General features: G+C 40.2%; 23 protein-coding genes, 1 tRNA gene and 1 pseudogene. 10 read left to right on the forward strand and 15 right to left on the reverse strand.

Translation table 11 applies throughout. The features are described 5' to 3' along the window. Window positions 1–9: 9 nt before the first annotated feature. Window positions 10–1,518, reverse strand: a complete 1,509-nt coding sequence (locus tag AC4CU2_RS04890; RefSeq protein ID WP_490768351.1) for a TolC family protein — start codon at window positions 1,516–1,518, stop codon at window positions 10–12. Between the two features lie 341 nt (window positions 1,519–1,859). Here AC4CU2_RS04890 and serC point away from each other — a divergent pair, with 341 nt between their 5' ends. Then, window positions 1,860–2,939, forward strand: a complete 1,080-nt coding sequence (serC, locus tag AC4CU2_RS04895; RefSeq protein WP_490768352.1) for a 3-phosphoserine/phosphohydroxythreonine transaminase — start codon at window positions 1,860–1,862, stop codon at window positions 2,937–2,939. A gap of 289 nt (window positions 2,940–3,228) precedes the next feature. Here the strand turns inward: serC and AC4CU2_RS04900 are convergent, their stop codons facing one another. The 5 genes from AC4CU2_RS04900 to map form a co-directional block, all read right to left on the reverse strand. Continuing rightward, window positions 3,229–4,185: a TauD/TfdA dioxygenase family protein gene (locus AC4CU2_RS04900; protein ID WP_490768353.1), complete on the reverse strand. Its 957-nt coding sequence runs from the start codon at window positions 4,183–4,185 to the stop codon at window positions 3,229–3,231. A gap of 167 nt (window positions 4,186–4,352) precedes the next feature. Next, on the reverse strand, window positions 4,353–4,487 hold the full coding sequence (locus AC4CU2_RS04905) for a hypothetical protein (protein ID WP_004982541.1): 135 nt from the start codon (window positions 4,485–4,487) through the stop codon (window positions 4,353–4,355). Then, window positions 4,480–5,688, reverse strand: a complete 1,209-nt coding sequence (locus tag AC4CU2_RS04910; protein ID WP_004982539.1) for an MFS transporter — start codon at window positions 5,686–5,688, stop codon at window positions 4,480–4,482. The genes AC4CU2_RS04905 and AC4CU2_RS04910 overlap by 8 nt, the downstream gene beginning before the upstream one ends. Window positions 5,689–5,841: 153 nt before the next feature. Then, window positions 5,842–6,912 (reverse strand): OmpW/AlkL family protein, encoded by a 1,071-nt coding sequence (locus tag AC4CU2_RS04915; RefSeq protein WP_490768354.1) that lies wholly within the window; start codon window positions 6,910–6,912, stop codon window positions 5,842–5,844. Between the two features lie 328 nt (window positions 6,913–7,240). Beyond that, a complete protein-coding gene (gene map, locus AC4CU2_RS04920) occupies window positions 7,241–8,068 on the reverse strand; it encodes a type I methionyl aminopeptidase (protein WP_004695821.1) in 828 nt (275 codons plus the stop codon). Window positions 8,069–8,275: 207 nt separating this feature from the next. Between map and rpsB the strand changes: the two genes are divergently transcribed. The 4 genes and pseudogenes from rpsB to AC4CU2_RS04940 form a co-directional block, all read left to right on the forward strand. Then, a complete protein-coding gene (gene rpsB, locus AC4CU2_RS04925; RefSeq protein ID WP_004982536.1) occupies window positions 8,276–9,025 on the forward strand; it encodes a 30S ribosomal protein S2 in 750 nt (249 codons plus the stop codon). Between the two features lie 141 nt (window positions 9,026–9,166). Then, the gene (gene tsf / locus AC4CU2_RS04930) at window positions 9,167–10,042 is read left to right on the forward strand and encodes a translation elongation factor Ts (protein ID WP_004695824.1); all 876 of its coding nucleotides are present in this window, start codon (window positions 9,167–9,169) and stop codon (window positions 10,040–10,042) included. 82 nt (window positions 10,043–10,124) lie between these two features. Beyond that, window positions 10,125–10,619: a DUF3465 domain-containing protein gene (locus AC4CU2_RS04935; protein ID WP_490768355.1), complete on the forward strand. Its 495-nt coding sequence runs from the start codon at window positions 10,125–10,127 to the stop codon at window positions 10,617–10,619. 67 nt (window positions 10,620–10,686) lie between these two features. Further along, window positions 10,687–11,163: pseudogene (locus AC4CU2_RS04940) on the forward strand (AraC family ligand binding domain-containing protein); the annotation flags it as partial. 52 nt (window positions 11,164–11,215) lie between these two features. Here AC4CU2_RS04940 and AC4CU2_RS04945 read toward each other — a convergent pair. After that, window positions 11,216–12,148 carry an IS5 family transposase gene (locus AC4CU2_RS04945; protein ID WP_426977100.1) on the reverse strand — a complete coding sequence of 311 codons (933 nt, stop codon included), beginning with the start codon at window positions 12,146–12,148 and terminating at the stop codon, window positions 11,216–11,218. A 39-nt stretch (window positions 12,149–12,187) separates the two neighbouring features. Here AC4CU2_RS04945 and AC4CU2_RS04950 point away from each other — a divergent pair, with 39 nt between their 5' ends. From AC4CU2_RS04950 to AC4CU2_RS04960, 3 genes are all read left to right on the forward strand, one after another. Next, window positions 12,188–12,568: a helix-turn-helix transcriptional regulator gene (locus AC4CU2_RS04950; RefSeq protein WP_490768356.1), complete on the forward strand. Its 381-nt coding sequence runs from the start codon at window positions 12,188–12,190 to the stop codon at window positions 12,566–12,568. A gap of 68 nt (window positions 12,569–12,636) precedes the next feature. Continuing rightward, window positions 12,637–13,338 carry an AzlC family ABC transporter permease gene (locus tag AC4CU2_RS04955; RefSeq protein WP_279692683.1) on the forward strand — a complete coding sequence of 234 codons (702 nt, stop codon included), beginning with the start codon at window positions 12,637–12,639 and terminating at the stop codon, window positions 13,336–13,338. A 3-nt stretch (window positions 13,339–13,341) separates the two neighbouring features. Beyond that, window positions 13,342–13,659: an AzlD domain-containing protein gene (locus tag AC4CU2_RS04960; RefSeq protein ID WP_490768357.1), complete on the forward strand. Its 318-nt coding sequence runs from the start codon at window positions 13,342–13,344 to the stop codon at window positions 13,657–13,659. Window positions 13,660–14,303: 644 nt separating this feature from the next. Here the strand turns inward: AC4CU2_RS04960 and AC4CU2_RS04965 are convergent. The 6 genes from AC4CU2_RS04965 to AC4CU2_RS04990 form a co-directional block, all read right to left on the reverse strand. After that, window positions 14,304–14,912 (reverse strand): septal ring lytic transglycosylase RlpA family protein, encoded by a 609-nt coding sequence (locus tag AC4CU2_RS04965; protein WP_004695839.1) that lies wholly within the window; start codon window positions 14,910–14,912, stop codon window positions 14,304–14,306. Window positions 14,913–15,199: 287 nt separating this feature from the next. Further along, window positions 15,200–16,201 carry a lytic murein transglycosylase B gene (gene mltB / locus AC4CU2_RS04970; RefSeq protein ID WP_279692682.1) on the reverse strand — a complete coding sequence of 334 codons (1,002 nt, stop codon included), beginning with the start codon at window positions 16,199–16,201 and terminating at the stop codon, window positions 15,200–15,202. Window positions 16,202–16,661: 460 nt separating this feature from the next. Beyond that, window positions 16,662–17,312 carry a hypothetical protein gene (locus tag AC4CU2_RS04975; protein ID WP_004695843.1) on the reverse strand — a complete coding sequence of 217 codons (651 nt, stop codon included), beginning with the start codon at window positions 17,310–17,312 and terminating at the stop codon, window positions 16,662–16,664. A gap of 27 nt (window positions 17,313–17,339) precedes the next feature. Further along, window positions 17,340–18,152: an NADPH-dependent 7-cyano-7-deazaguanine reductase QueF gene (gene queF, locus AC4CU2_RS04980; RefSeq protein WP_279692680.1), complete on the reverse strand. Its 813-nt coding sequence runs from the start codon at window positions 18,150–18,152 to the stop codon at window positions 17,340–17,342. Continuing rightward, a complete protein-coding gene (locus tag AC4CU2_RS04985; protein WP_004982514.1) occupies window positions 18,152–18,925 on the reverse strand; it encodes an ABC transporter permease in 774 nt (257 codons plus the stop codon). Before AC4CU2_RS04985 ends, queF begins: the two co-directional genes overlap by 1 nt. After that, window positions 18,922–19,857, reverse strand: coding sequence for an ABC transporter ATP-binding protein (locus AC4CU2_RS04990; RefSeq protein ID WP_004695849.1), 936 nt, complete (start codon window positions 19,855–19,857; stop codon window positions 18,922–18,924). The genes AC4CU2_RS04985 and AC4CU2_RS04990 overlap by 4 nt, the downstream gene beginning before the upstream one ends. 178 nt (window positions 19,858–20,035) lie before the next feature. Here AC4CU2_RS04990 and AC4CU2_RS04995 point away from each other — a divergent pair. Both AC4CU2_RS04995 and AC4CU2_RS05000 read left to right on the forward strand, forming a co-directional pair. Then, a tRNA-Arg gene (locus AC4CU2_RS04995) sits at window positions 20,036–20,111 on the forward strand. 672 nt (window positions 20,112–20,783) lie between these two features. Then, window positions 20,784–21,773 (forward strand): tyrosine-protein phosphatase, encoded by a 990-nt coding sequence (locus tag AC4CU2_RS05000; protein WP_279692385.1) that lies wholly within the window; start codon window positions 20,784–20,786, stop codon window positions 21,771–21,773. 159 nt (window positions 21,774–21,932) lie between these two features. Here AC4CU2_RS05000 and AC4CU2_RS05005 read toward each other — a convergent pair whose 3' ends face one another. Together AC4CU2_RS05005 and AC4CU2_RS05010 are read right to left on the reverse strand one after the other, a co-directional pair. After that, window positions 21,933–22,400, reverse strand: coding sequence for a molybdenum cofactor biosynthesis protein MoaE (locus tag AC4CU2_RS05005; protein WP_278849023.1), 468 nt, complete (start codon window positions 22,398–22,400; stop codon window positions 21,933–21,935). A gap of 1 nt (window position 22,401) precedes the next feature. After that, window positions 22,402–22,653 (reverse strand): MoaD/ThiS family protein, encoded by a 252-nt coding sequence (locus AC4CU2_RS05010; protein WP_278849021.1) that lies wholly within the window; start codon window positions 22,651–22,653, stop codon window positions 22,402–22,404. Window positions 22,654–22,704 lie beyond the last annotated feature (51 nt).

Genomic DNA, 22,704 nt, shown 5'->3' on the forward strand with positions numbered 1-22,704 from the left:
ATCAAAGAATTAACGAATAAATCGCGTATTGGGTTGCAGAAGATAAGTTTGGAACTGATGGATCGAACCATGACTTTGTAGAAGCGTCGCCAGTGACATGACATATTTATAGGCATTCAGTGCGGTTTCAGCTTTTAAAGCGCTGAGCATATTTTGTGCATCGATCACTTGGGTCGCTGTTCCCATATCTTCTTTAAAGGACAGTTCTTGTATACGTAAATTTTCTTGCGCTGCTTTTATATTTTGCTGTAATAACTGATCACTTTGCTGCGCTGTGGTGGCTTCGCTATACGATTTATAAATCACATTTTCAATTTCTTGTTTAGTCCGTGCTGTCATCAGTTCAGAAGCGTAGCGTTGTAACTCTGCTGCTTGGACATTTTTGTTTTTATCAATGCCTGAGAACAGATTGTACTGTGCGGCTAAGCCAACGATCCAGTTATTTTTATCGTCTAGACTGTATTCACCAAAGGCAAAAATATGTGGTTTCTTGGCGGCGTTTTGTGCGGTGACATTGGCTTGCGCCAGTTGGGTGTCCATTTGCAGTTTTTGTACTAAAGCCGATTGATCTGCATATGACCTGAGTAGGGTATTCAGATCTTGGTTTTGGGTACTGTTAATAAAGAGTGGTGTGGTGAGCTCAGTAATTTGGCTGCTTTGCAAAAGGTTATTCAGTTGAAATAAACTGGCTTTTAAATTGGCCTGACTGGCTTGTTCACTGCGCTGTGCATTGTTTTTTGCCACTTCAAACTGCATGCGCTGGCCTTTACTAATAAAGCCCTGTTGTTCAAGTTTAAGTGCATTGTCATAGTGTTTTTGCATCGCATGCCAATTATATTGGCTAGACGCGAGTAACTGTTTTTGCAGTTGAACATTGAAATAGGCTTGAATCAGCTCAAAGCGTTGTAGGTCTTGCTGTTGTTTCGTATTGAGTTCGCTACGTTTGGCTTTGATATTGGCGACTTGTTTTGCACTTGAGGTTAACCCACCTGTATAAAGCGGCATCATTGCAGAAATCGTCGGGCGTATGACTTGATCTTCTAAGATAATTTGAGAGTTGTCTGGAATAAGCCCGACACCATTATGGATGGTTTGATTAATACCTTCTTTTAAAGGGTCAGAAATATTAGGTGGTAGATTTTGTTGATTTATACGGTCATTAATGTTTTGAGAAAGTGTGTGTTCTAAATTATTTTTGAGTGCACCCAGAGGCACATCGAGCTCATTATGAAAAGCATAGGCACGTACGTTCAGATCGATACGGGGTAGCCCCAAACCTTTGACCGCTTCAGCCTCTAGTTTTGAGGCTTGTTGTAAGGCTTGGGTGGCCTGTGTGCTATACGAGTCTTGTAACACACTTTGCTCAGCTTGTTGATAGCTGATAGATGCAGCAAAAGTCGTCGAGCTGATTCCGAGACTGAGACCGAACATGCTTAATGACAAGATTGATGGCAGTGATGTACGCAATAAGTATTTGTTGGCTGGTGTATTAAGCATGTTGAATAGTCTTTGTGGCATGAGCACGACTCTTTTCTATGTTTTTGCACATTATACGCATAATCTAACTGTTCTGAATGCTGACTCAGTTACTGAATTGTTTAATTTGCAAATGTATATCAATAGATTAGCGACATTTTTAAGCAAAGGAAATGCTTTCGTTTGAGCTTAGGTGAATAGGAAAGCGCTGCTGTAATTGATTGAGCAGTGCTGAGTTAAAACTGGATCGTTGATCTTGATTGAGTTTTTGACTGTAAAGGTGAGATTACATTGAAATATTTTCAGTTGAATTTACTGCAAGCACTGGCTATCTGTGGTTAAATGCCATCATTTTATTGTGTTTCACTTTGAAAGGAAAAATCATGCGCGCGTACAACTTCTGTGCTGGTCCTGCTGCATTACCTACTGCCGTTTTAGAAAAAGCACAAGCTGAAATGCTTGATTGGCAAGGCAAGGGTCTTTCCATCATGGAAATGAGTCACCGTAGTAAAGACTATGTTGCTGTGGCTGAAAAAGCAGAAGCAGATTTACGTAAACTCATGAACATTCCAGAGGACTATAAAGTCTTGTTCCTTCAAGGTGGTGCTTCACTTCAGTTCTCCGCGATTCCTTTAAATTTGTTGGGTAAAAACAGCAAAGCGGACTATATCCATACTGGAATTTGGTCTGAGAAAGCACTGAAAGAAGCGCAGCGCTATGGCGATATCAACGTCATTGAAGCGGGTACGCAAATTGATGGAAAACTTGCCATTGCAGACTCAAGCACTTGGAACTTATCTCAAGATGCGGCTTATGTGCATTATGTAGATAATGAAACGATTGGTGGTCTTCAGTTTTCGGCTATTCCAGAAACCAATGCGCCATTGGTTGCGGATCTGTCTTCAAGTATTTTGTCTGCACCTGTTGATGTCACTAAATTTGGTATCATTTATGCAGGCGCGCAAAAGAACATTGGCCCAGCGGGTTTAACCTTGGTTATTGTTCGTGAGGATCTATTAGATCAAGCCAAACCTGAAATTCCAAGCATCTTGAAATACGCTTCACAAGCGAAGAATGATTCGATGGTCAATACACCATCGACATATGCATGGTACTTATCCGGTCTGGTGTTTGAATGGTTGCTTGAACAAGGTGGTGTTGAGGCGATTCATAAAGTGAACCTTGAAAAGGCGAAACTGCTTTATGGCTATATCGATGCAAGCGATTTTTATGCAAACCCAATTGCTGTGCAAAACCGTTCAATTATGAATGTGCCGTTTACTTTAGCGAATCCTGATTTAGAAAAACTCTTCCTCAAAGAAGCTGAAGAAAACCATTTGTTGAACCTTGCAGGTCACCGCTCAGTTGGTGGGATGCGCGCAAGTATTTATAATGCGGTTCCACTAGAAGGCGTTCAAGCGCTAGTGAATTTTATGGATGACTTTGCGAAACGCAATGCTTAAGCCATAGAGTCAGAAAAGCCAACTTAAAAGTTGTAATGCCAGTCAGTTAAGAAACTGACTGGCATTTTCTTTTTGCTAAACAAAAGAACAGAAAGAACTCCAAAAATTCGATTTAAAACAGTAAGACTCCGTTGAGAATAGTCCTACAGTAAGTGCATTCTATTGAAATGCATTTACTGATCATTCGTACATTATTTGATAGGCTTTTTTATTGGTTTTTTAACAGATTATCTAAAACAATCGTGACATTTTGGTGTCATGCCAATGAATTATTCATTTTATTTATCGCCTAGTACGGACGCCCACCTGCAAGATTAATACGTTTGAGTAAGCGACGTTGATCGACAGGAAAGGGACGACGTGAATGTAGTGTCGCCTGATTGTCCCAAAAGACAATATCTCCAGTTTCCCAATGATGTTCATAGTGAAACTCAGTTTTGAGGATGTGCGTACGAAGTGCAGCAATCAGTTCACTGCCTTCTGTATCATCGACATTAAGCAATTCAACTTCCGAACGGGTATTGAGCCAAAGTGCTTTGCGCCCAGATTCTGGATGTGTGCGGACTAAGGGATGCGGATAGGCATGACCTAAAATAGGTTGATCTTTAAAGCGATAATAAGGGCTGTCTCCATAACCCGTATTGCCTGTATTACTTTGTGCACGGATGAAGGGGTTATAAGTAATCAGCTGTAGCTGTTCGATCTGCTTTTTGACGGCATCGGGAAGCGCATCATAGGCTTTGATGGTATTGAACCAAGAGGTTTGTCCACCGTCTTGAGGAAGCTCAAGAGCATAGAGCAGAGAGCCAAAAGAGGGAAGAGGTGTCCACTGGTGATCGGCATGTGGGGTAAGTTCGCCATGACCAGTGTAGTCGCCTTGACCGACTGCATTGGAAACAGGAACCACATCGGGTGGAACACCAGTGTCAGACTGACTAGCCAGCACTGGATTGTCTGCACTTGGGCGGAAGATAGAACCAAAATAGCTGGCAAAGGCTAAATATTGCAGATCATCCAAAGTTTGGTTTTTAAAAATTAAAATTAGATGTTCAGCCAAAGCTTGTTTTAAGCGATAAATGGTTTCTCCTGCTTGGGCTTTACGGGCATCTAAACCAAAAACCACAGCACCTAAGGCTTCTTCCGCCAGTGGGATAATTTGTATTTCTTCTGGATCTTGAAATTGTTCAGGTTGATGCCAACGCGGGGCATCATGAATCGCTTGTGAAAGTTGAGTTAATGCGGTCATTTTGATTATTTTCTCTAGATATGCGGTCTAGAGAAAATGTAATCAAAATATGTGTAATCTTAAAATTAAAAGAAGTTCTAAACTTATGAAAAAAATTAAAAAATACTAAGCTGATGATTATATTGTTTTTCTTTTATAATGAAATATTGAGCTCAAAATATGCAGATTTAATGTGCGCAAAATGCCTGATTAAAATACTCAAACAGGTCAGGCGTATTCAGCCAAAGGCTAATCGCCAGAGCAAACAAAGCAATAATACTAATGCCGATACCGCATTTGAGCCATAAAAATGAATTAGTCATGGACAACTGCCTTTTCATCGACAAAGAAATGTACCAGTACGCCAAAAACACTCAGAATAATAGAGAACAGCCAAATCAAGTCATAATTACCTGTCACGTCATGGTTCACACCACCCAGCCATCCACCGAAAAATGAACCGACTTGATGAGTAAAGAACACGATGCCGCTCAGCATGCTCAGATATTTAATACCAAACATATTGGCCACAATACCGTTGGTCAAAGGCACTGTAGATAACCATAATAAACCCATCACTACACCAAAGCTATAGATGGTGACTGTGCTGAGTGGGAGCATCAAAAAGGCAATAATGGCAATGCCTCTGAGTCCATATAAGCCCATCAGTAACTTTGGTTTAGAATACTTCCCACCTAGCCAGCCCGCAGTGTAGGTGCCAACGATATTAAATAAACCGACCAGCGCTAAGAAAACAGTTCCTGTAGTTGCATTAAAACCATGGTCAATCAAATAGCCAGGTAAATGGATACCTATAAAGACCACTTGGAAGCCACAGACCAAAAAACCAAGTGATAGGAACCAAAATGGTTTATGGTTTTTCGCAATGACTAAAATATCTTTAAAACTGAGCTGAACTTGATTGGTTGACGCATTCGGTACAACAAAGGCGGGAGCTTTGAGCATCCAAGCCAGTGGAATAATCATCGCAATTAAAAGTGCACTAACGACCAACGCCGCAGACCAGCCAAAGTTTTGTAACAGCAGTAAGGTTGACGGCAGCATAATGAACTGCCCAAAAGAACCCGCTGCACTGGCAATGCCCATAGCAAGGCTACGTTTTTCAGGCGGTGCAGCACGACCCACCGCGGATAACAATACAGAAAAAGAGGTCGCAGATAATGCTAGGCCCAAAATAAGACCGACACTTAAGTTGAGTAACCAACCCGTAGAGCTGACTGCCATGAGCAGCAAACCGATGGTATACAACACACCACCGACGGCAACCACGATTTTAGAGCCATATTTATCTGCTAATGCGCCTGTAAAGGGCTGCGCAGCGCCCCAAATCAGGTTTTGCATCGCAATCGCTAGACTAAAAACATTATGTCCCCAGCCAAACTCATCACTCATAGGCACAAGGTAGAGTCCAAAGCCATGTCGGACACCCAGTGATAATGCCAGAATTATTGCACTTCCAATGAGCATGTAAATCAGCGGTTTGGAAAAATGAGTTTCTGACATATTTCAACCAAAAAATGAGCTTAGAGTTCGCTATATTAAGTGAATTATTTGCTGAAAGCGATGATAAAAAATTGACTATTTGATCAATAAAAACAATGAATATTCATGAAAAAAGACGACTTGGTGTCGTCTTTTTTGTAGTTCTTTTAAGGCTTAGAACCGGTAGCCGACACCTGCATACGCTAGAATAGGGTTAATTTCAATATCGGCTGTGGATTTAATCAGTTCACCGTGCGTAGCATCTTTGACGGTAATCGTGGTTTCATTTTTAAGATGAGCATAGGACACGGAACCGACAGCAAACCATTTATCATTAAAGTCATAGGTGAAACCGACGGTTGCAATAGGCGCGAAGGCATCAGTTGCTTCTAGCTTAACTTTGGGATTGGCTGAACTTTTTTTCCCTTCAAGTGATGCGCCAGCATTTCCTTCTTTAATATTGGCAATCATATGACCTGCTGCAATCAAGTCTTTTTCAGTTTGTGGGTTAATTTCCAGCTCATTAAAGTAGGCATACATCATTCCAACACCGATATAGGGGCGGAATTTATTTACCCCTGTTTTACCAAAGTGATATTGGAACTCGAAAGCAGGTGTCCACGCACGTGCAGATGCCGCAGGGCCGTGTGCTTCCAAATCGGTAATGAAAATATCATTTTCAAGTTCTAAATTTCCTAAAGCTCCGCCCATAGGTGTTGCAGTTGCTGAGAAAGGCGCATAAATTTTTCCTTTACCTTGTAAATCGACTTTAGGTGGAATCCCTGCTTTCATTTCAAAAGAAATATTGTCGGTAAAAAAGTAATTAGTCATGATGCCCAATGTGGTGACATCATCGGCTTCTAAACCCGTACCTGGATTATCCCATTGACTGAGTCCACGGATTTCAGCAGTTCCACTTAATGCTGAGGGGACATCAGCATTAATTAAAGCTAGCCCATCAAGAGTCGCCTTTAAGAGAGGATTGACGCTACTTCCTGGCTTGATATTGTCGAGCACCGTTTGAGCTTTGATATCTCCAACTTTTGCAGTTTCGCCTTCTTTAACCGATGTGTTAACTCGGAAGGGTTGAGCTTTACCTTGTGGCATAACGTGCAAAGCACCGACCGATACAGAGAAGCGTTTAAAGCCATCACCATCTTGTAGACTAAAATAAGGTGAATCTGCATGTGCAAGCATAGGTAAAGCAGCAATAGACGTTGCTACACAAAGCAATGTTTTTTTCATTCTGGGACTCCATGTCCAAATTAGCTATTCGTTTTTATAGAGCGTATTATTAAGGTTGCTGCTACGATAAAGCTGTTGTTTTTGAAGGACATGTGTTTTTGACATTTGTGAATGTCAAAACCCGTTTTGTGTGATCGTGTTACTAGCTTGCAATCTTTGTTACAGATGAATGAATGTAATAGAGTGCTACTGTTGAATATTTTTTGATTCTAGCTGTTTGTAAAATAAAGAATAAATTTCAAATCCAATATTTGCTTAGTCATAAAAAAGACCACCAGTAGGTGGCCTTTTTGACAGATGGCATCATATTTCATGCCAATGACAGCAATTAAGACTGAAAACGTGATAAATCTTCTTCAGGACGTGCAGTTAACACTTCAACCCCGTTTTTAGTGACCAACAACGTATGTTCATACTGTGCAGACAAACTATGGTCTTTGGTCACTACCGTCCATTTATCCCCCAGTAATTTAGTTTTCCAGTCACCACCATTGACCATTGGTTCAATGGTAAAGGTCATGCCTTCTTCTAAAATCATGCCTGAGTTTGGTTGACCATAGTGTAAGACTTGAGGTTCGTCATGGAACACAGTCCCAATACCGTGACCACAGTATTCACGCACGACACCAAAACGTTCCGATTCGACATATTGTTGAATGGCATGACCAATGTCGCCAATGGTTGAACCTGGCTTCACTGTTGCTATTCCACGGTACATCGCTTCTTGTGCCACTTTACATAAACGATTCGCAAGAATAGAAGTTTCGCCACCCACGATGTACATCATGTTGGTATCGCCGTGGAAACCATCTTTAATGACCGTCACATCAATATTTAAAATATCGCCTTTTTTCAACACTTTTGCATCTGAAGGAATGCCGTGACAGACCACATGGTTTACAGACGTACAAATCACATGTTGGAAAGCAGGGCGACCCGGTGCTGCACCGTAACCTAAACATGCTGGAATCGCGTCTTGTTTATTGACAATATAATCGTGACAAATCGTATCTAACTCAAGTGTAGTCACACCTGGTTTAATATGTGGCTTGATCATATCCAAGACTTCAGCCGCCAGTCGTCCAGCCACACGCATCTTTTCGATATCTTCAGCGCTTTTGATGAGTCGACGGGGTGCTTCGTAAGTACTGTTCATGATCTCTAAAAACTTTTGGAAATTTGTGTGTGACTATGGTATAAATAGCCGCCCATTTTATCAAATGCTTTTTCGTGAATAAATTTCACGGGCTTTGTGCGATGGGGCAATAAAATCCGCACATATATCGACACATTTCTCTGGGTGCCCGTTAGGGTGGAGGATGCGGATATATGGAGGCCTAACCCAAACTTTAAGGTAAAGAAAATGGCAGATTACAACGTAAGCATGCGCGACCTTCTTCAAGCAGGCGCACACTTCGGTCACCAAACACGTTTCTGGAACCCAAAGATGCGTCAATACATCTTTGGTGCGCGTAACAAAATTCACATCATCAACCTTGAGCACACTGTTCCTGCGTTAAATGATGCTTTGAACTTTGTTAACAACCTTGCTAGCAAAAAGAATAAAGTATTGTTTGTTGGTACGAAACGTGCTGCTTCTAACATCATCCGTGAACAAGCACAACGTGCTGGTCAACCATATGTTGATCACCGTTGGTTAGGTGGTATGTTGACGAACTGGAAAACACTTCGCCAATCTATCAACCGTCTTAAAGACCTTCAAACTCAATCTCAAGATGGTACTTTCGCTAAGCTTACTAAACGTGAAGCTTTAGAGCGTACTCGTGAGATGGAAAAACTTGAACGCGCTTTAGGCGGCGTTAAGAACATGGGTGGTTTACCTGACGCATTATTCGTAATCGACGTTGATCACGAAGCAATTGCAATTAAAGAAGCTAAAAACCTTGGTATTCCTGTAATCGGTATCGTTGATACAAACTCTAACCCAGACAACGTAGACTACGTTATTCCGGGTAATGATGATGCGATCCGTGCAGTTACTTTGTATGCTTCTGCTATGGCTGATGCGATTCTTGCTGGTAAAGAATATGCTCAATCACAAGCAAATGCACAAGCTAAAGTTGAAGAAGCTAAAGAAGCTCCTGAGGCTTAATGCGTTTGACGTAAGCTTGTCATTTTTGCGACATGTGATGGTGGCAAAGTAAGCGTCATGTATGCAGACGGCCCAAGAGACAGCTCTGGGCCGTTTCTGTTCTAAAAAGAATTCATTTTCTACCGTATTTAGGAGATTGACATGACTGCAGTTACAGCAAGCATGGTTAAAGAATTGCGCGATCGTACTGGTCTTGCAATGATGGAATGTAAAAAAGCATTAACAGAAGCGAATGGTGACATCGAATTAGCGATTGATAACCTTCGTAAATCTGGTCAAGCTAAAGCGGCTAAAAAAGCGGGTAACATTGCAGCTGATGGCGCAATCACTATCGCTCAAGACGGTAACAAAGCGCTTCTTTTAGAAGTAAACTGCCAAACTGACTTCGTTGCTAAAGACGAAAACTTTGCTGGTTTTTCTGCTCAAGTTGCTGCTGCTGCGTTAGCTGCTGGCGAAACTGATGCTGCTAAAATTGCTGAATTGAAACTTGAAGATGGTGCAACTGTAGAAGAAGCGCGTATTGCTCTTGTTCAAAAAATCGGTGAAAACATCCAAGTTCGTCGTGCTCAAATCATTGAAGGCGAAAACCTTGCAGTTTACAAACACGGTTTAAAAATCGGTGTTGTTGTATCTTACACAGGTGATGCTGCGACTGGTAAAGGTATTGCAATGCACGTTGCTGCATTCAACCCAGTTGCTATCTCTGCTGAAGGTGTATCTGCTGAACTTATCGCTAAAGAGAAAGAAATTGCTGAAGCTAAAGCAATCGAATCTGGTAAGCCTGCAAACATCGTTGAGAAAATGGTCACTGGTTCAGTTGAGAAATACTTGAACGAAGTTGCTCTTGATCGTCAAATGTACGTAATCGACAACGACAAGAAAGTTGCTGACGTTCTTAAAGCAACTGGTACTACAGTTGTTCAATTTGCTCGCTTTGAAGTGGGTGAAGGTATTGAGAAAAAAGCTGAACTTTCTTTCGCTGAAGAAGTTGCTGCTGCTCAAGCTGCTGCAAAATAATTGAAAAATTATTTTGTATAAAAAAAGCCCCTTTGGGGCTTTTTTTATACAATTAATAAAAATAAAACGAGGAAGTAGATAAGTGGCCAACAAAACCAACCTGAGTATTGGTGCGGTGATCGTACTTTTGATTGCTGCGTATTTCGGAATCGATCTTCAAGAAAATCAATTACAAAAATCAACACCATCAGTCGCGGTAGAGCCCTCTACACAGACCAGCCAACCGCAAAATCAAGTACTTGATGGCACAGCAAAAATTGCCCAAGCGTTTCAAAGCCGGAAAAGTAATATTCAAGTTCAATCACAAGGGCGTGTTGTGACTGTGCTTAAAGATGATAATGATGGTTCTCGTCACCAAAAATTTATTGTAGAACTCCCTAATGCAATGACGGTTTTGGTTGCACATAATATTGATTTGGCACCCCGCATTGAGCGCTTACAAAAAGGCGATACCGTTGGTTTCAATGGTGAATACGAATATAGTGAAAAAGGCGGGGTGATCCACTGGACACATCACGATCCACAACAGCGCCATGAAGGTGGTTGGTTAAAACACCAAGGGAAAACCTATCAGTAGTAGAGCAATTTTGTTCTATACGTTTTGCTGAATCGCAGTATGCTGAGTGTTCAGGAGAGGCCAACTCATGCACGAAATCAGACCCAGTGAATTTGTAAATTACCATCATGTTCAAGAACTTGATGGTATTGAAATGTTAAAAGCCTCCTATCAGCATACGCAGTTTTCAAAACATACCCATGAAGGCTATTGTATTGGTTTAATTGATGAAGGTGCGCAGTCCTTTTTGCGCACAGGGAATCAGCATATTGCGCCGCAAGGCGATATTATTTTAGTGAATGCTGATGAAGTACATACGGGTTCTTCTGCTGTTGAAACTGGTTGGTGTTATCGGGCAATTTATCCGACCCCTGAAATGATTCAAGAGGTGAGTCAAGATTTTTTTCATGAAGCAGGCACTATGCCGTGGTTTCCGCAAGCTGTGGTTCATGATGAAGGACTAGCCGAACAATTGAATTTGCTATTCGATTTGTTATTACAGCCGAAAAATACATTGTTTAAGCAGAGTTTATATATTTCAACTTTGGCTTATTTATTAAGCCGTGGCTTTGTTGCACAAAGATTTAAAAATTAAGATTTCCCATATCTACTCAAATTTAAGTGGCAACTTGGGTGTGAGGTCGGCCTAACTCTGTGAATTTATTTAATACTGCTACACGTGCATGCATCTCATTGACTTGGCTTTGAAAGTTTCTCGAACTGAGTTTATCCCCCAATAATTTGATGCAATGCATCTTAGTTTCGACCAAACTTCGCCGATGATAGCCTGACCATTTTTTCCATAGTGTCCTGCCTAAACGTTTAACTGTTCGAAGTAATTCATTTCGCTCTAGCGAGCTGATCTTTGTATCTTTCCAAGGTTTCGCATTTTTTCTTGGCGGAATCACCGCATGTGCTTGTCGGTCTGCAATTACTTGACGGCATTGCTTGGTGTCATAAGCCCCATCAGTATAGACAGAGTCAATCTGCTCATCTTGTGGAATCTGATCGAGTAAATCACCAAGCACTTGTGAATCACTCACATTATTTGTAGTGAGTTGAATAGCGCGTATTTGAAGGGTTTCAGCATCTATACCAATATGAAGTTTACGCCATTGGCGACGATATTCAGGTTGGTGTTTCTTACGCTTCCATTCACCTTCGCCTAGAAACTTTAAGCCAGTAGAATCGACGAGTAGCTGGAGACCATTACTGCTTTTTTGATAGTTAATTGCAATATCAATATGCTTTTGTCTTCTGCAGATGGTGGAATAGTCTGGTGCTGTCCAATCTAATCTACAAAGATGAATGAGACTTTGCACAAAGCCAGTGACCATGCGTAAAGAAAGACGAAATAAGGATTTGATCATTAAACAGCATTGGATGGCTGTATCTGAATAAGTTTGATTTCGACCATGTTTACCTTTGGGTTGAGCGTACCATTGCGTCTTGGGATCAAACCAAATTGAGAGATTTCCTCGATTTATTAATGCACTGTTATAAGAAGACCAATTGGTTGTACGATAGATTTTAGGTGTGGGCTTATTCATTTGAGAATTATATTGTGGAATAAGCCTTTAGAGATAGGTTTGTGCAACAAAGCCTTAAGCCGTTATAATCAATCTAAGAAAATATTAAAAGACTTACCCGAAGCGCAGCGTAAAGTGATCTTGGTACAAGAACTACTTGCTGCGGAACCTGAAAGAGAGCATCAACTGGCTGAGCTCGCCGCTGTCGTCGGGATGAGCCCATGGCATTTACTGCGTCAATTTAAAAAGTTTACTAGACTTCCACCTCATGCATGGTTGGTACAGTTTCGTTTACGTAAATCATTATATTTACTTAAACAAGGCTGTGAGATTGCGACAGTCGCACAACTCTGTGGTTTCTCCGATCAAAGCCATTACACTCGTCATTTTAAAAAATCTTTGGGCTGTACGCCTGCGCAATATCTGGCACATAAAATTTAAAATAACAGCAATTTCATACAAGAAAGCCATCTAAGGTCTGCCGCATATTGACTCTAGCGAATTGAAAAATGGAGTCTGCTGTGCAGTCGCAATTGATCCAACAAAAAAGTTTAAGCTTTTTCCGTGGTGTACAAGATATGTTGCCGCTTTCAGTCGCGGTTATTCCATGGGGAATATTGGCAGGCTCAGCAGCGATTAATGCGGGCCTGAGTGTCATGCAAGCTGTAGGCATGTCAGCGTTAGTGTTTGCAGGTGCGGCACAATTGGTCAGTTTGAGTATGCTCATGACGGGTGCATCTTTACTTAGTATTCTGATCACCGTATTTTTTCTAACCAGTCAGCACTTTATTTATGCACTGAGTTTAAGAGAGGAGGTGAAGCCATGGTCACTTAAAAGAAGACTGAGCATCGGCTTTTTGCTAACCGATGAACTCTACGCCACCGCGATGCTAAAGGAAAAGCCGTCTTATACCTATATGTTGGGTGCAGGATTCAGCTTTTATGTCAGTTGGGTGTTGTTTAGTCTAATGGGTATTTTGCTTGCAAATAAAGTACCTGATCTTTCAACTCTCCACTTAGAATTTTCAATTGTGGTGGTGTTCTTGGTTATGGCGGTGATGCTGATTCAAAATAAGGCCGCAATTTATGGTGTTGTGAGTTCCTCGATCATGGTGCTGATTTTGAGTTGGTTAGAACTCGGATCAGCTATTTTGCTGGCTGGGTTTAGTGGGATGTGGGTTGCTGCGTTTTTTGATCAAGCAGAGGACTAAAACATGACATGGTTATTTGTTTTGAGTTTGACCTGTGTGACTTTTTTTAATCGGTATTTATTTTTAGAGCCAAAAACTCAAATTCGGCTGCCTAAATTTGCGACACGCATGCTGAAATATGCGGCGCCTTGTCTGATGGTTTCGATTTGTTTGCCACTGGTTTTTTTCGAAGGCGGGCACTGGAAAGGGATACTTCAAAATAGTTATTTTTATGGGGCAATTTTAACGTTGTTAATCACTCTTTTGACGAGAAAATTATTGCTTAGTATTTTGCTGAGTTTAGGATTTTTTTATGGTCTGAATCTATTATTCGATTTCTAGCATTTCATCAGCAAATAGGCCCATAAAATACCGAAAAAAGGATAAAAAAGTGTGCGAGCCCGATCTTTTTCATTGCTTTTAAATTTGTGTTGCTCTAAATGCTCACCATTTGCGATTTTTTCTATGTCTATCAAATTGGCGTAGCTTTGATTGTGGAACTAAAAAAGTTGAAAATAGAGCAAATGAGGCGGGGTTTGAGAACTTTAAAGAAATAAGAAGGTTTTCTTTTGAGTTTTGGTCCATAGAATTGACTCAATTATATAAAACAAGCAGGGCAATAGTGAATCTAATATCGCAAAAAATGGCGCTTAATTTACTAGGTAATTCATAAAATCATTTTAATTTGACGAATGCATAAAACTACAGTTCAGGGTAGGCAGAAAAATTGGCTTTGATCAGATAAGAATGAGCTGAGAAAATATTTAATTTTGCTAGTCTTTCACCGCTGTAAAAATGTGAGCGCACTCACTTCAAAAAATCGGATCGATTAGATTTCGCATCTTATTCAAACTAAGTATCTGGGAGGGATCAAATGCTGGAGATCGAGCTGTTTACGATTGTGTAAAACATTAGGTAAAGATAGGACAATAAAAAAGCCACATTACTGTGGCTTTGCTGTCAAATGCGTGCTGTAGGGAAGAATCTTAAGAGTTTGGTCCATCAATACGTTCAATACTGACTTTCGCAGTACCTGCATTGGTAATACCCAGTTGCTTAGCAGCACCATAAGAAAGATCAAGCACGCGGTTACCGTGGAATGGGCCGCGGTCATTTACTTTAACCACAACACTTTTACCATTGGTTTTATTCGTTACACGAATAAAGCAGTTTAGTGGCAAACTACGGTGAGCTGCAGTTAATGCATTCATATCGAATGTTTCACCACTTGCTGTTTTACGACCGTGGAACTGACGACCATACCAAGACGCCATGCCCGTTTGACTAAACTTACGTACTGTATTTGATGCAACAGTATTTAACTTTTCAATCACTGAAGGCTCTTCTTCAGGGATCTCAATTTTTGCAGCGATTGTTTCGCGACGAATTTTATCGCCTGAACGTTCAGTGATTGAAAGGCTATTTAAATTTGAGAAGTGTGAGTTGAAGCCTTGAGCATCTTTATTCAAGACACGCGCAGCTAGGCGAGAGTTATCGTTATCATTGGTAAATGATGACTGAACCATCTCTGCTTGCGATTGGCTCAGCGCGATGGTCGAGGCAATGGCCAGTATATATTTAAGTGAAGACTGCATTTATAAACTCCAAAAGACAATACTTTTTTCTTTAAACTAAGTGGTTGAAAGATAAAAAAACTTGCCTGTTAATTCACTTTTGCAACAACATTTGACGAAATGGATAATATTCATGCAGTCATAAGCATGTCTAGTGTTTAATTAAAATAATGATAAAAACTACATAAACCGAACATTTTTTGGTTAAAAAATAATCAACATTGTAACAAGGTGTGAAAAACGCCGAAATTTACATCATTTTTAAATATATTTTTGTTGACATCTCAAGCTTGAGTAAAAAGCTAGCCTTATCGGCTAGCAATTTCAGCCCCTAATTGCCACACTGCAGTCGCATACATACGGCTCTTGTTATAGGTCGTAATCACTTGAAAGTTAGGGTAAGTAATGTAATAACTTTGCCCATAATTTTCCTGTAGTTGGATCACATTCACCATATCTAAATCATCGATTTTGACAATCGGATTGGTCGGTTGAATGCCCTGATTTTTTAAAACGCCATAAGGTGTCGGTAAAGTTAAATCTTTGGCAATGACCGCTTCAGGATTTGAGCCACTATAGCGGGCTGCGAATCCAATTGGTTGATTACGTTGCCAGCCATGATTTGCTAAATAGTTGGCAATTGAACCAATCGCATCGACTGCTGAATTTCGTAAATCGACATGACCATTGCCGTCATAATCCACACCAAACTTTGGAATATTGCTTGGCATAAATTGTGGGTAGCCCACCGCACCTGCATACGAACCTACAACCGAGTTGGTTGGCACGCCATCTTTATAGCTCCATGCGATTAAAGCACTGAGTTCATCTTGGAAATATTGCTTACGACGTTCGTAACCAAAACCTAAAGTGGCTAAAGCATCACGAGTGACAAAATTACCTTTATTGCTCCCAAAACCTGTTTCCACCCCTAAAATGCCGAGAATGACTGATTGCGGTACACCAAATTGTTGTTCGGCGCGGTTTAAAGTATCTGCATATTGGGCTTTGAAACGGACACCACGTTGAATGGTGCTTTCCGCCATAAAGTTGGTTTTATATTCGTACCACGGTTTACTTTCGCCAGGGCGGTTCATAATGTTGATGATGTTGGGTACATTTTTAGAACCATTCATCGCCCAATCAACTTGTTCAGCAGACAGACCATAATTCTGCATGGTTTTTTGTTTAAAGCTGAAATAGTCAGGATGAGAAGCGAAATCGTTGGCTTGGCAAAAACTGGTGATCGACAAAGCGCCAATCAATAAAGGTAAACGTTTAACTTTGTTATAAAAGTTTAAATTTAACATAGAAGTCTAATTTCCAGAGTCGTTATTGGCAGTGGAGCAAAGCGAATAGGGGAATGCCCATAGTTCGCGTTTCTGTTATGTCGAAATTCTTGTGAACGGAGTCTAGCGTGAATAGGCTTTAAGATAACATTGTCTGTACTGAAGCGGGCAAATAGGTATACAAAAAAAGACAAACTCAGCCTATATAAAGGACAGATCAATCAAAATGGTACAGTTTTTCAGGCAGAATATTTACGTGACTATATAAGTCAAGTTTTACTGACTGATATAAAAAAGTCTTCTATATATAGAAACAATTAAAACTGTAGTGTTTAGAGTCTAGTGACAATGACAAAAAGATCTAGTCTCAGCTTATATATGGACTTTATATAAAGAGCAGGAAATCACAGCTTAGAAACCAAAATGACCCTACATCAGTAGAGTCATTTTGATCTGAAAAGCCTCGAAAGACTTTTAGTGCTTAAGCATGAAATAAGGTGTCGTGATATTCAGCTAAAGCTAAAAGTTCATCTTTGGTTAAATTGGGGATGATTTTATTGGCAGCAATATGCACTGCTTTAATGACAGCTGCAGAACCGATATCGGCCGCTTTACGCTTAATCATGCCCAAATCGAGGGTTTTATTAAAGTCATTCATGAAGTGGCGTACCGTCGCTTCAGCGAACTGTTTATACAGTTCGGTTAACGCGGCTTTATCTACTTCATTGCCAGCTTTAATTTCTGCATAGTTATATTTGAGGCTGGTCACTAAGCTTGCATCTAACGCTTCACCCACACGGAACTGACCTTCAGCATCTTTAAACAAGCTTTTTTCAGAAAACTGAATCGATGCTTGAACCACATCATTCGATGATTTGCCTAAAAGCTGCTTCAACAAAACCGCAACTGTTGACTTAATATAGCCAGCCAGTTTCTCGGCTGTGTCACGTTTATCACTCGGTGGAAAACGGCGAACTAACTCAGTCAAAATGGCATCAATAATTTCATCATTGATGAGGAGTGCTGTTTTATCACGAAGTGGATATAAAGGTTCACTTGAGTCTTTCTTCTGCTGAGCAGTTTGAATAGTCTGTAAAAGTTCAGTCGATGGAATAAAACCAAAAAATGGCATCGTGTATTAACCTCAATGTTCTTTATTTTATTGTCGCGCCAATCGAATTGGGCGGGGCATCCATGACACATCTGACACACGACAAGGGTTAATGTCTAAACCACCACGGCGTGTATAAGCTGCGTACACCATCAGCTTTTCAGGTTTCAAATTTTGCCAAATATCGGCAAATATTTGTTCCACACATTGTTCGTGAAAACCGTTGTGCTGACGATAAGAGATAATATAAGCCAGTATACTGTTATAACAAGGCTTTTTACCTTTATATCGGATAAATACCGTGCCCCAATCAGGCTGTCCAGTGACTGGACAGTTACTTCTGAGTAAATGCGAGTAAATCTGTACTTCAACATCTTCCGCAGCGTCATCTAATGCCAATAGATTTGCATTGGGATGATTTTCCAATTGGGTCAGAATCAGTTCATCTATACAAATGCCTTCAGGTTGACTAACTTGCACATCATCGACATGAAAAAGATCAATATTCACATCTGCGCCAGCCGCCGCCGATAAATCCTGTTCAACCGTTGCTTTAAATGCAGCTTTAGACTCAAACTGAGTAAAGTTCATGCTATTAAAGTAAAGTTTTAATGACTTTGACTCAATGAGGTTGGGCGAGGTGGCAGGCAGGCTGATGCGACCAATCGCAACTTGCGGAACACCATGGTGATTTAACCAAGAAATTTCAAAAACATGCCACCAGTCTTTACCTTGTTGAATACCTTCAACATGCGCATAGTGCTCACGTGCTGTGGCACGCGCGATAGGAAAAAGAATATCGGGTTGATAAGTTGTAGGGTAATTGGTGTCTTTACCCAAAAGAGAATGTTCTACACTCATTATTCACGCATTCCTGAACCACGAGAAAGTAAATAGTAAGCAATGCCATAAAGCACTGCACAGCATATGGTCATAACAGATAGGGAGACGACGACGTTAACATCGCTATGACCTAAGATACCGAAACGAAAAGCATTGACCATATATACAATCGGATTGATCAACGATAAATTTTGCCAAAAAGGGCTGAGTGCTGAAATGGCATAAAATACGCCACCTAAATAAGTTAAAGGCGTCAGCACAAAGGTTGGGATGATGGAGATATCATCAAAAGATTTCGCATACACCGCATTGATAAAACCACCCAGTGAAAATAAGAACGAGGTGACCAAGACGGTGTAAATGGTAACAAACCAATTGGTAATATAAAGGTCAGTAAAAAATAAACTCATGGCTGTCACAATGATACCGACCAAGACCCCGCGACACACACCGCCTAAGACAAAGCCCCATAAAATGGCATGCAAAGGGACAGGGCTCATGATCAGCTCTTCAATACTTTTTTGAAATTTGGCACTAAAAAAGCTCGAAGAAACGTTAGCATAACTGTTGGTAATCACCGCCATCATAATCAGTCCAGGCACGATGAACTGCATATAGCTAAATCCGCCCATCTCACCAATACGAGAACCGACCAAATTGCCAAATATCACAAAATACAAACTCATGGTAATGGCAGGTGGAAGCAAGGTTTGCGGCCAGATGCGCATAAAGCGGCGAATTTCTTTATGCACCAGAGTATATAAAGCTACGCTAAGTTGATTTAAGTTCATGGCGTAGTTCCTTCGAGATTTTTTTCGACCATCTTCACAAACAGTTCTTCTAAACGGTTAGATTTGTTCCGCATACTACGAACTTGGATTCCTTGTGATTCAAGCAATTGAAATAAGTCATTGAGAGTATGTGCTCTATCCATGGTCACTTCTAAAGTCACGGCATCGACTAAATGGAAACGAACCCCAATGATGTCGATATGAATCGGCTCAATTGGTGCGGCCAAATCAAAAATAAAGGTTTCCTCATTCAGTTGATTGAGGAAATTTTTCATGCTGGTGTCTTCTTTAATGACACCACGGTCAATAATGGCAATTCGACGACACAGCATTTCCGCTTCTTCTAAATAGTGTGTGGTTAAAATGATCGATGTGCCTTTATTGTTCATTTCTGTGAGGAAGTCCCACATCGAACGACGTAGCTCAATATCAACCCCTGCTGTGGGTTCATCTAAAATAAGGAGTTTTGGTTCATGCATCATGGCACGGGCAATCATCAGGCGACGTTTCATACCACCTGAAAGCATACGGGCTTGAACACCGCGTTTTTCCCATAAGCCGAGTTTTTCTAAATATTCTTCGGCACGAACTTCCGCAATTTTTTTAGGAATACCATAATAGCCCGCTTGTGTGACTAAAATATCGAAGGTTTTTTCAAACTGACCGAAGTTAAACTCTTGAGGTACAACCCCTAAGCACTGTTTAGCTTGAGAGGGGTGTGTATCGAGATTATGTCCAAAAATTTCGACAGTGCCTGAGGTTTTCTTGGTCAATGAGCTGATAATACCAATCGTTGTAGATTTGCCTGCACCATTTGGTCCAAGAAGGGCATAGAACTCGCCTTCAGGAACAGTTAAATCGATGCCTTTTAAAGCCTGAAACCCATTTTTATAGGTTTTGGACAAATCTCTTAACGTCAATGCATCAGTCATGAAATTCTCGAATGATTAATAGTGGCACTATTGTGAGCGATTATGCCTAATAAACCAAGTAATCTACTCGCAATTCTGTGTTGCAGATATGGAACATTGTATAAAGCATAAGCAGGAAAATCACTCTAAGCTATATAGATGCTTTACCTTGTGATTTTTTTTGATATGATGTGCTCGCGCGCTCATAGCTTAACTGGATAGAGTACAGGTCTCCGAAGCCTGTGGCGTGGGTTCGAGTCCCGCTGAGCGCACCATTTACTTATTGTATTCCTTCTGAAGTTATCTAAAATATATTAAAAATACAGTTTCAAGCTCTATTTTCATTTCACTCAAAGCTACCTTCGTTATATTTCTTGCAACAATTTAAATGTTTATTGTTCCTTTATGATAAGACTAGCTATTTGCAATAGATCTAAGTGTTGTAACTAATCATGGCGACTTTGTTATCGTATATGAAGTAAATTGATCGAATTTATATAGAAGAAGTAATTGGTTTGAATCAGTTTTTGTACGCTTAAAGTTTAGAAAAGTTTATTTTCCAAGGCAAAATATTAAAAATTTAGTGCATGCGTTAGCATATGGAAGCTCGTGTATTTTTAGATATGGGCAAAATTTTAGTATCGATTGATGCAATTACATGAACTGATTAGACAATGTGCTTAGTACTGGTCTAGCTATTACAAATCGTGTTCAGCGCAGCATTTGATTATCATAAAAAAATGACAAAATAATTAAATTATTCCATCTGGTCACTTGCGTGGGTTGATGTGTTTTAAATTGTGATTTATGACACGAATGTGATTTTATTTTGAGATAAATACCATAAAAATTAATATATTGGCTTTTATTTTATTATTGATTATTCATGTAAATGTAATGTGCTCTAACAATAATACGACTTCCGTAAATCAGATGTGTAAAAGACCATGGACGTCAATACCAAGCAAAGCCTTTTAGTTTCTTGTCTTAAAAAAAGTTTATTCATCCCATTACTTGTAGGAACGATTATCCTTACAGGATGTGGTGAGGAAAGCAGTTATTCGAACTCATCAAAAAATGCGAATAACTCTAATAACACTGTCGTTGATAATCCAGCAAATACTACGGATGATCCGAGTTTATATTTGGCAGATACGCCTAAAATTGAAACAGCAGACAACTTTCGTGATATTGCAGGAAATAGCATGTCAACGAACTATGCTAACGTTGATGGTTTGAAATTAAGACGAGGCGTGATTTATCGATCGAACTATTTACCATTAAATGAAACAGACTTAGAAACCTTTAAAACATTAGAAATTAAGACCGTTTATGATCTGCGGACCAATTCTGAAAGAGAAAAAAGCCCAGACATTTTGAGTCCCGATACCAATATTATGATGGTGAATATTGCTGGTTCAAAAGAAAGTGATCTACCGAAAGGGATTGCTACAGCTGAAGATATGATCAATTTTTTTAATAGCTCAATGGCGAATATGGCTGCACATGATAAAGGCACTCAATTACGTTTCGGAGTAGTGATTAATAGTTTAATTTATACAGATGGTGTTCAGCTTTATCATTGCACAGCAGGCAAGGATCGTACGGGATGGGTTACCGCTGTGATTCAGTTATTGGTCGGCATGAAGTATGACGATGTCTTACAAGATTATCTTTTAACAAATGCGTATACCGCAGACCGTGTCAATGTGACGTATCAATATATGGTCAGTACCCAAGGTGAAGCAGCCGCAAATATATATCGACCAGTTCTTGATGTGCGTGAAGAGTTCTTTAAAGCACAATTCGATGAAGTCATCAAAGTGTATGGCAGTATTGATAGTTATGCGACAAGAGGTTTGGGCTTATCGGATGAAGATATTGAAAAGTTGAAAGAAAAGATGCTCGTCGGTTATAAGTCAAAAAGTGCTTCATAATATCAAGCCGTAATAACGCCATTCGAGTCCAAAGCTCAAAGTAGAAGAGGGCTTTGGACTGATTGGAAAAACTAAACTTGAATATGGTGATAAATGACTTCCCGTTATTTTCGTTTAAAGGGTTTCATTGGTTTTTAGCATCAATGGATACAAGTATTTCTAGTGATGATGGTGTTGTTCATGCTTTTTACCATAGTCTTGGCGAATACAGCAGCCTGCAATATATTGGCTACTTCCATCGGTATAAAACTCTTCTTTCCACACTGGCACTTCATGTTTAACACGCTCAACCGCTTCTTCACAGGCCTGAAATGCTTCTCGGCGATGTGGAGCATACGCAATGGCAATAATAGCTTTATCACCAATGTCTAATGTACCAATCCGATGTACAACCCGAACATAGCGAAGCGCATATTTTTCTTGTATCTCTTGTTCAATCGTTCTTATCATCTTTTCGGCAACAGGTGCATAAGATGTATATTTCAGTGCCTGAACCGCGCGTCCTTCATGATGGTTTCGAACCGTACCAATAAAAATACCTGTTCCGCCGCATTCAGGAAATGCTTGAAAGGTGTCAAAATTCTCTAAATTGAGAGCAGTATCTTGAATACGAGCAAACTCTAACATCTTAGCCTCCAGCAACGGGTGAAAGTAACACCAAGGTACTATCTTGTGCTAATCGACTTTGACGCGCCACAATATCTTCACCAATCGCACAAGCACAGCGTTCCAGCAGGTCAGAAGCAGATGGATAACGTATTTTTATTTGATCGAGTACATCAGCAATTAAACTGTTCGGCACACAGCTCAGGCTAAGTTTAGCAGGAAGATGCTTTTCAATTGCACCATAAGCCTCGATTTTGATATGAATGTCCTGCATGTTGCCCCTGTCAAAACGGGTTTAAAAATAGTTTGCTGACTTCAGTTTATT

This window comes from Acinetobacter sp. 797_lipA (genome assembly GCF_058243025.1).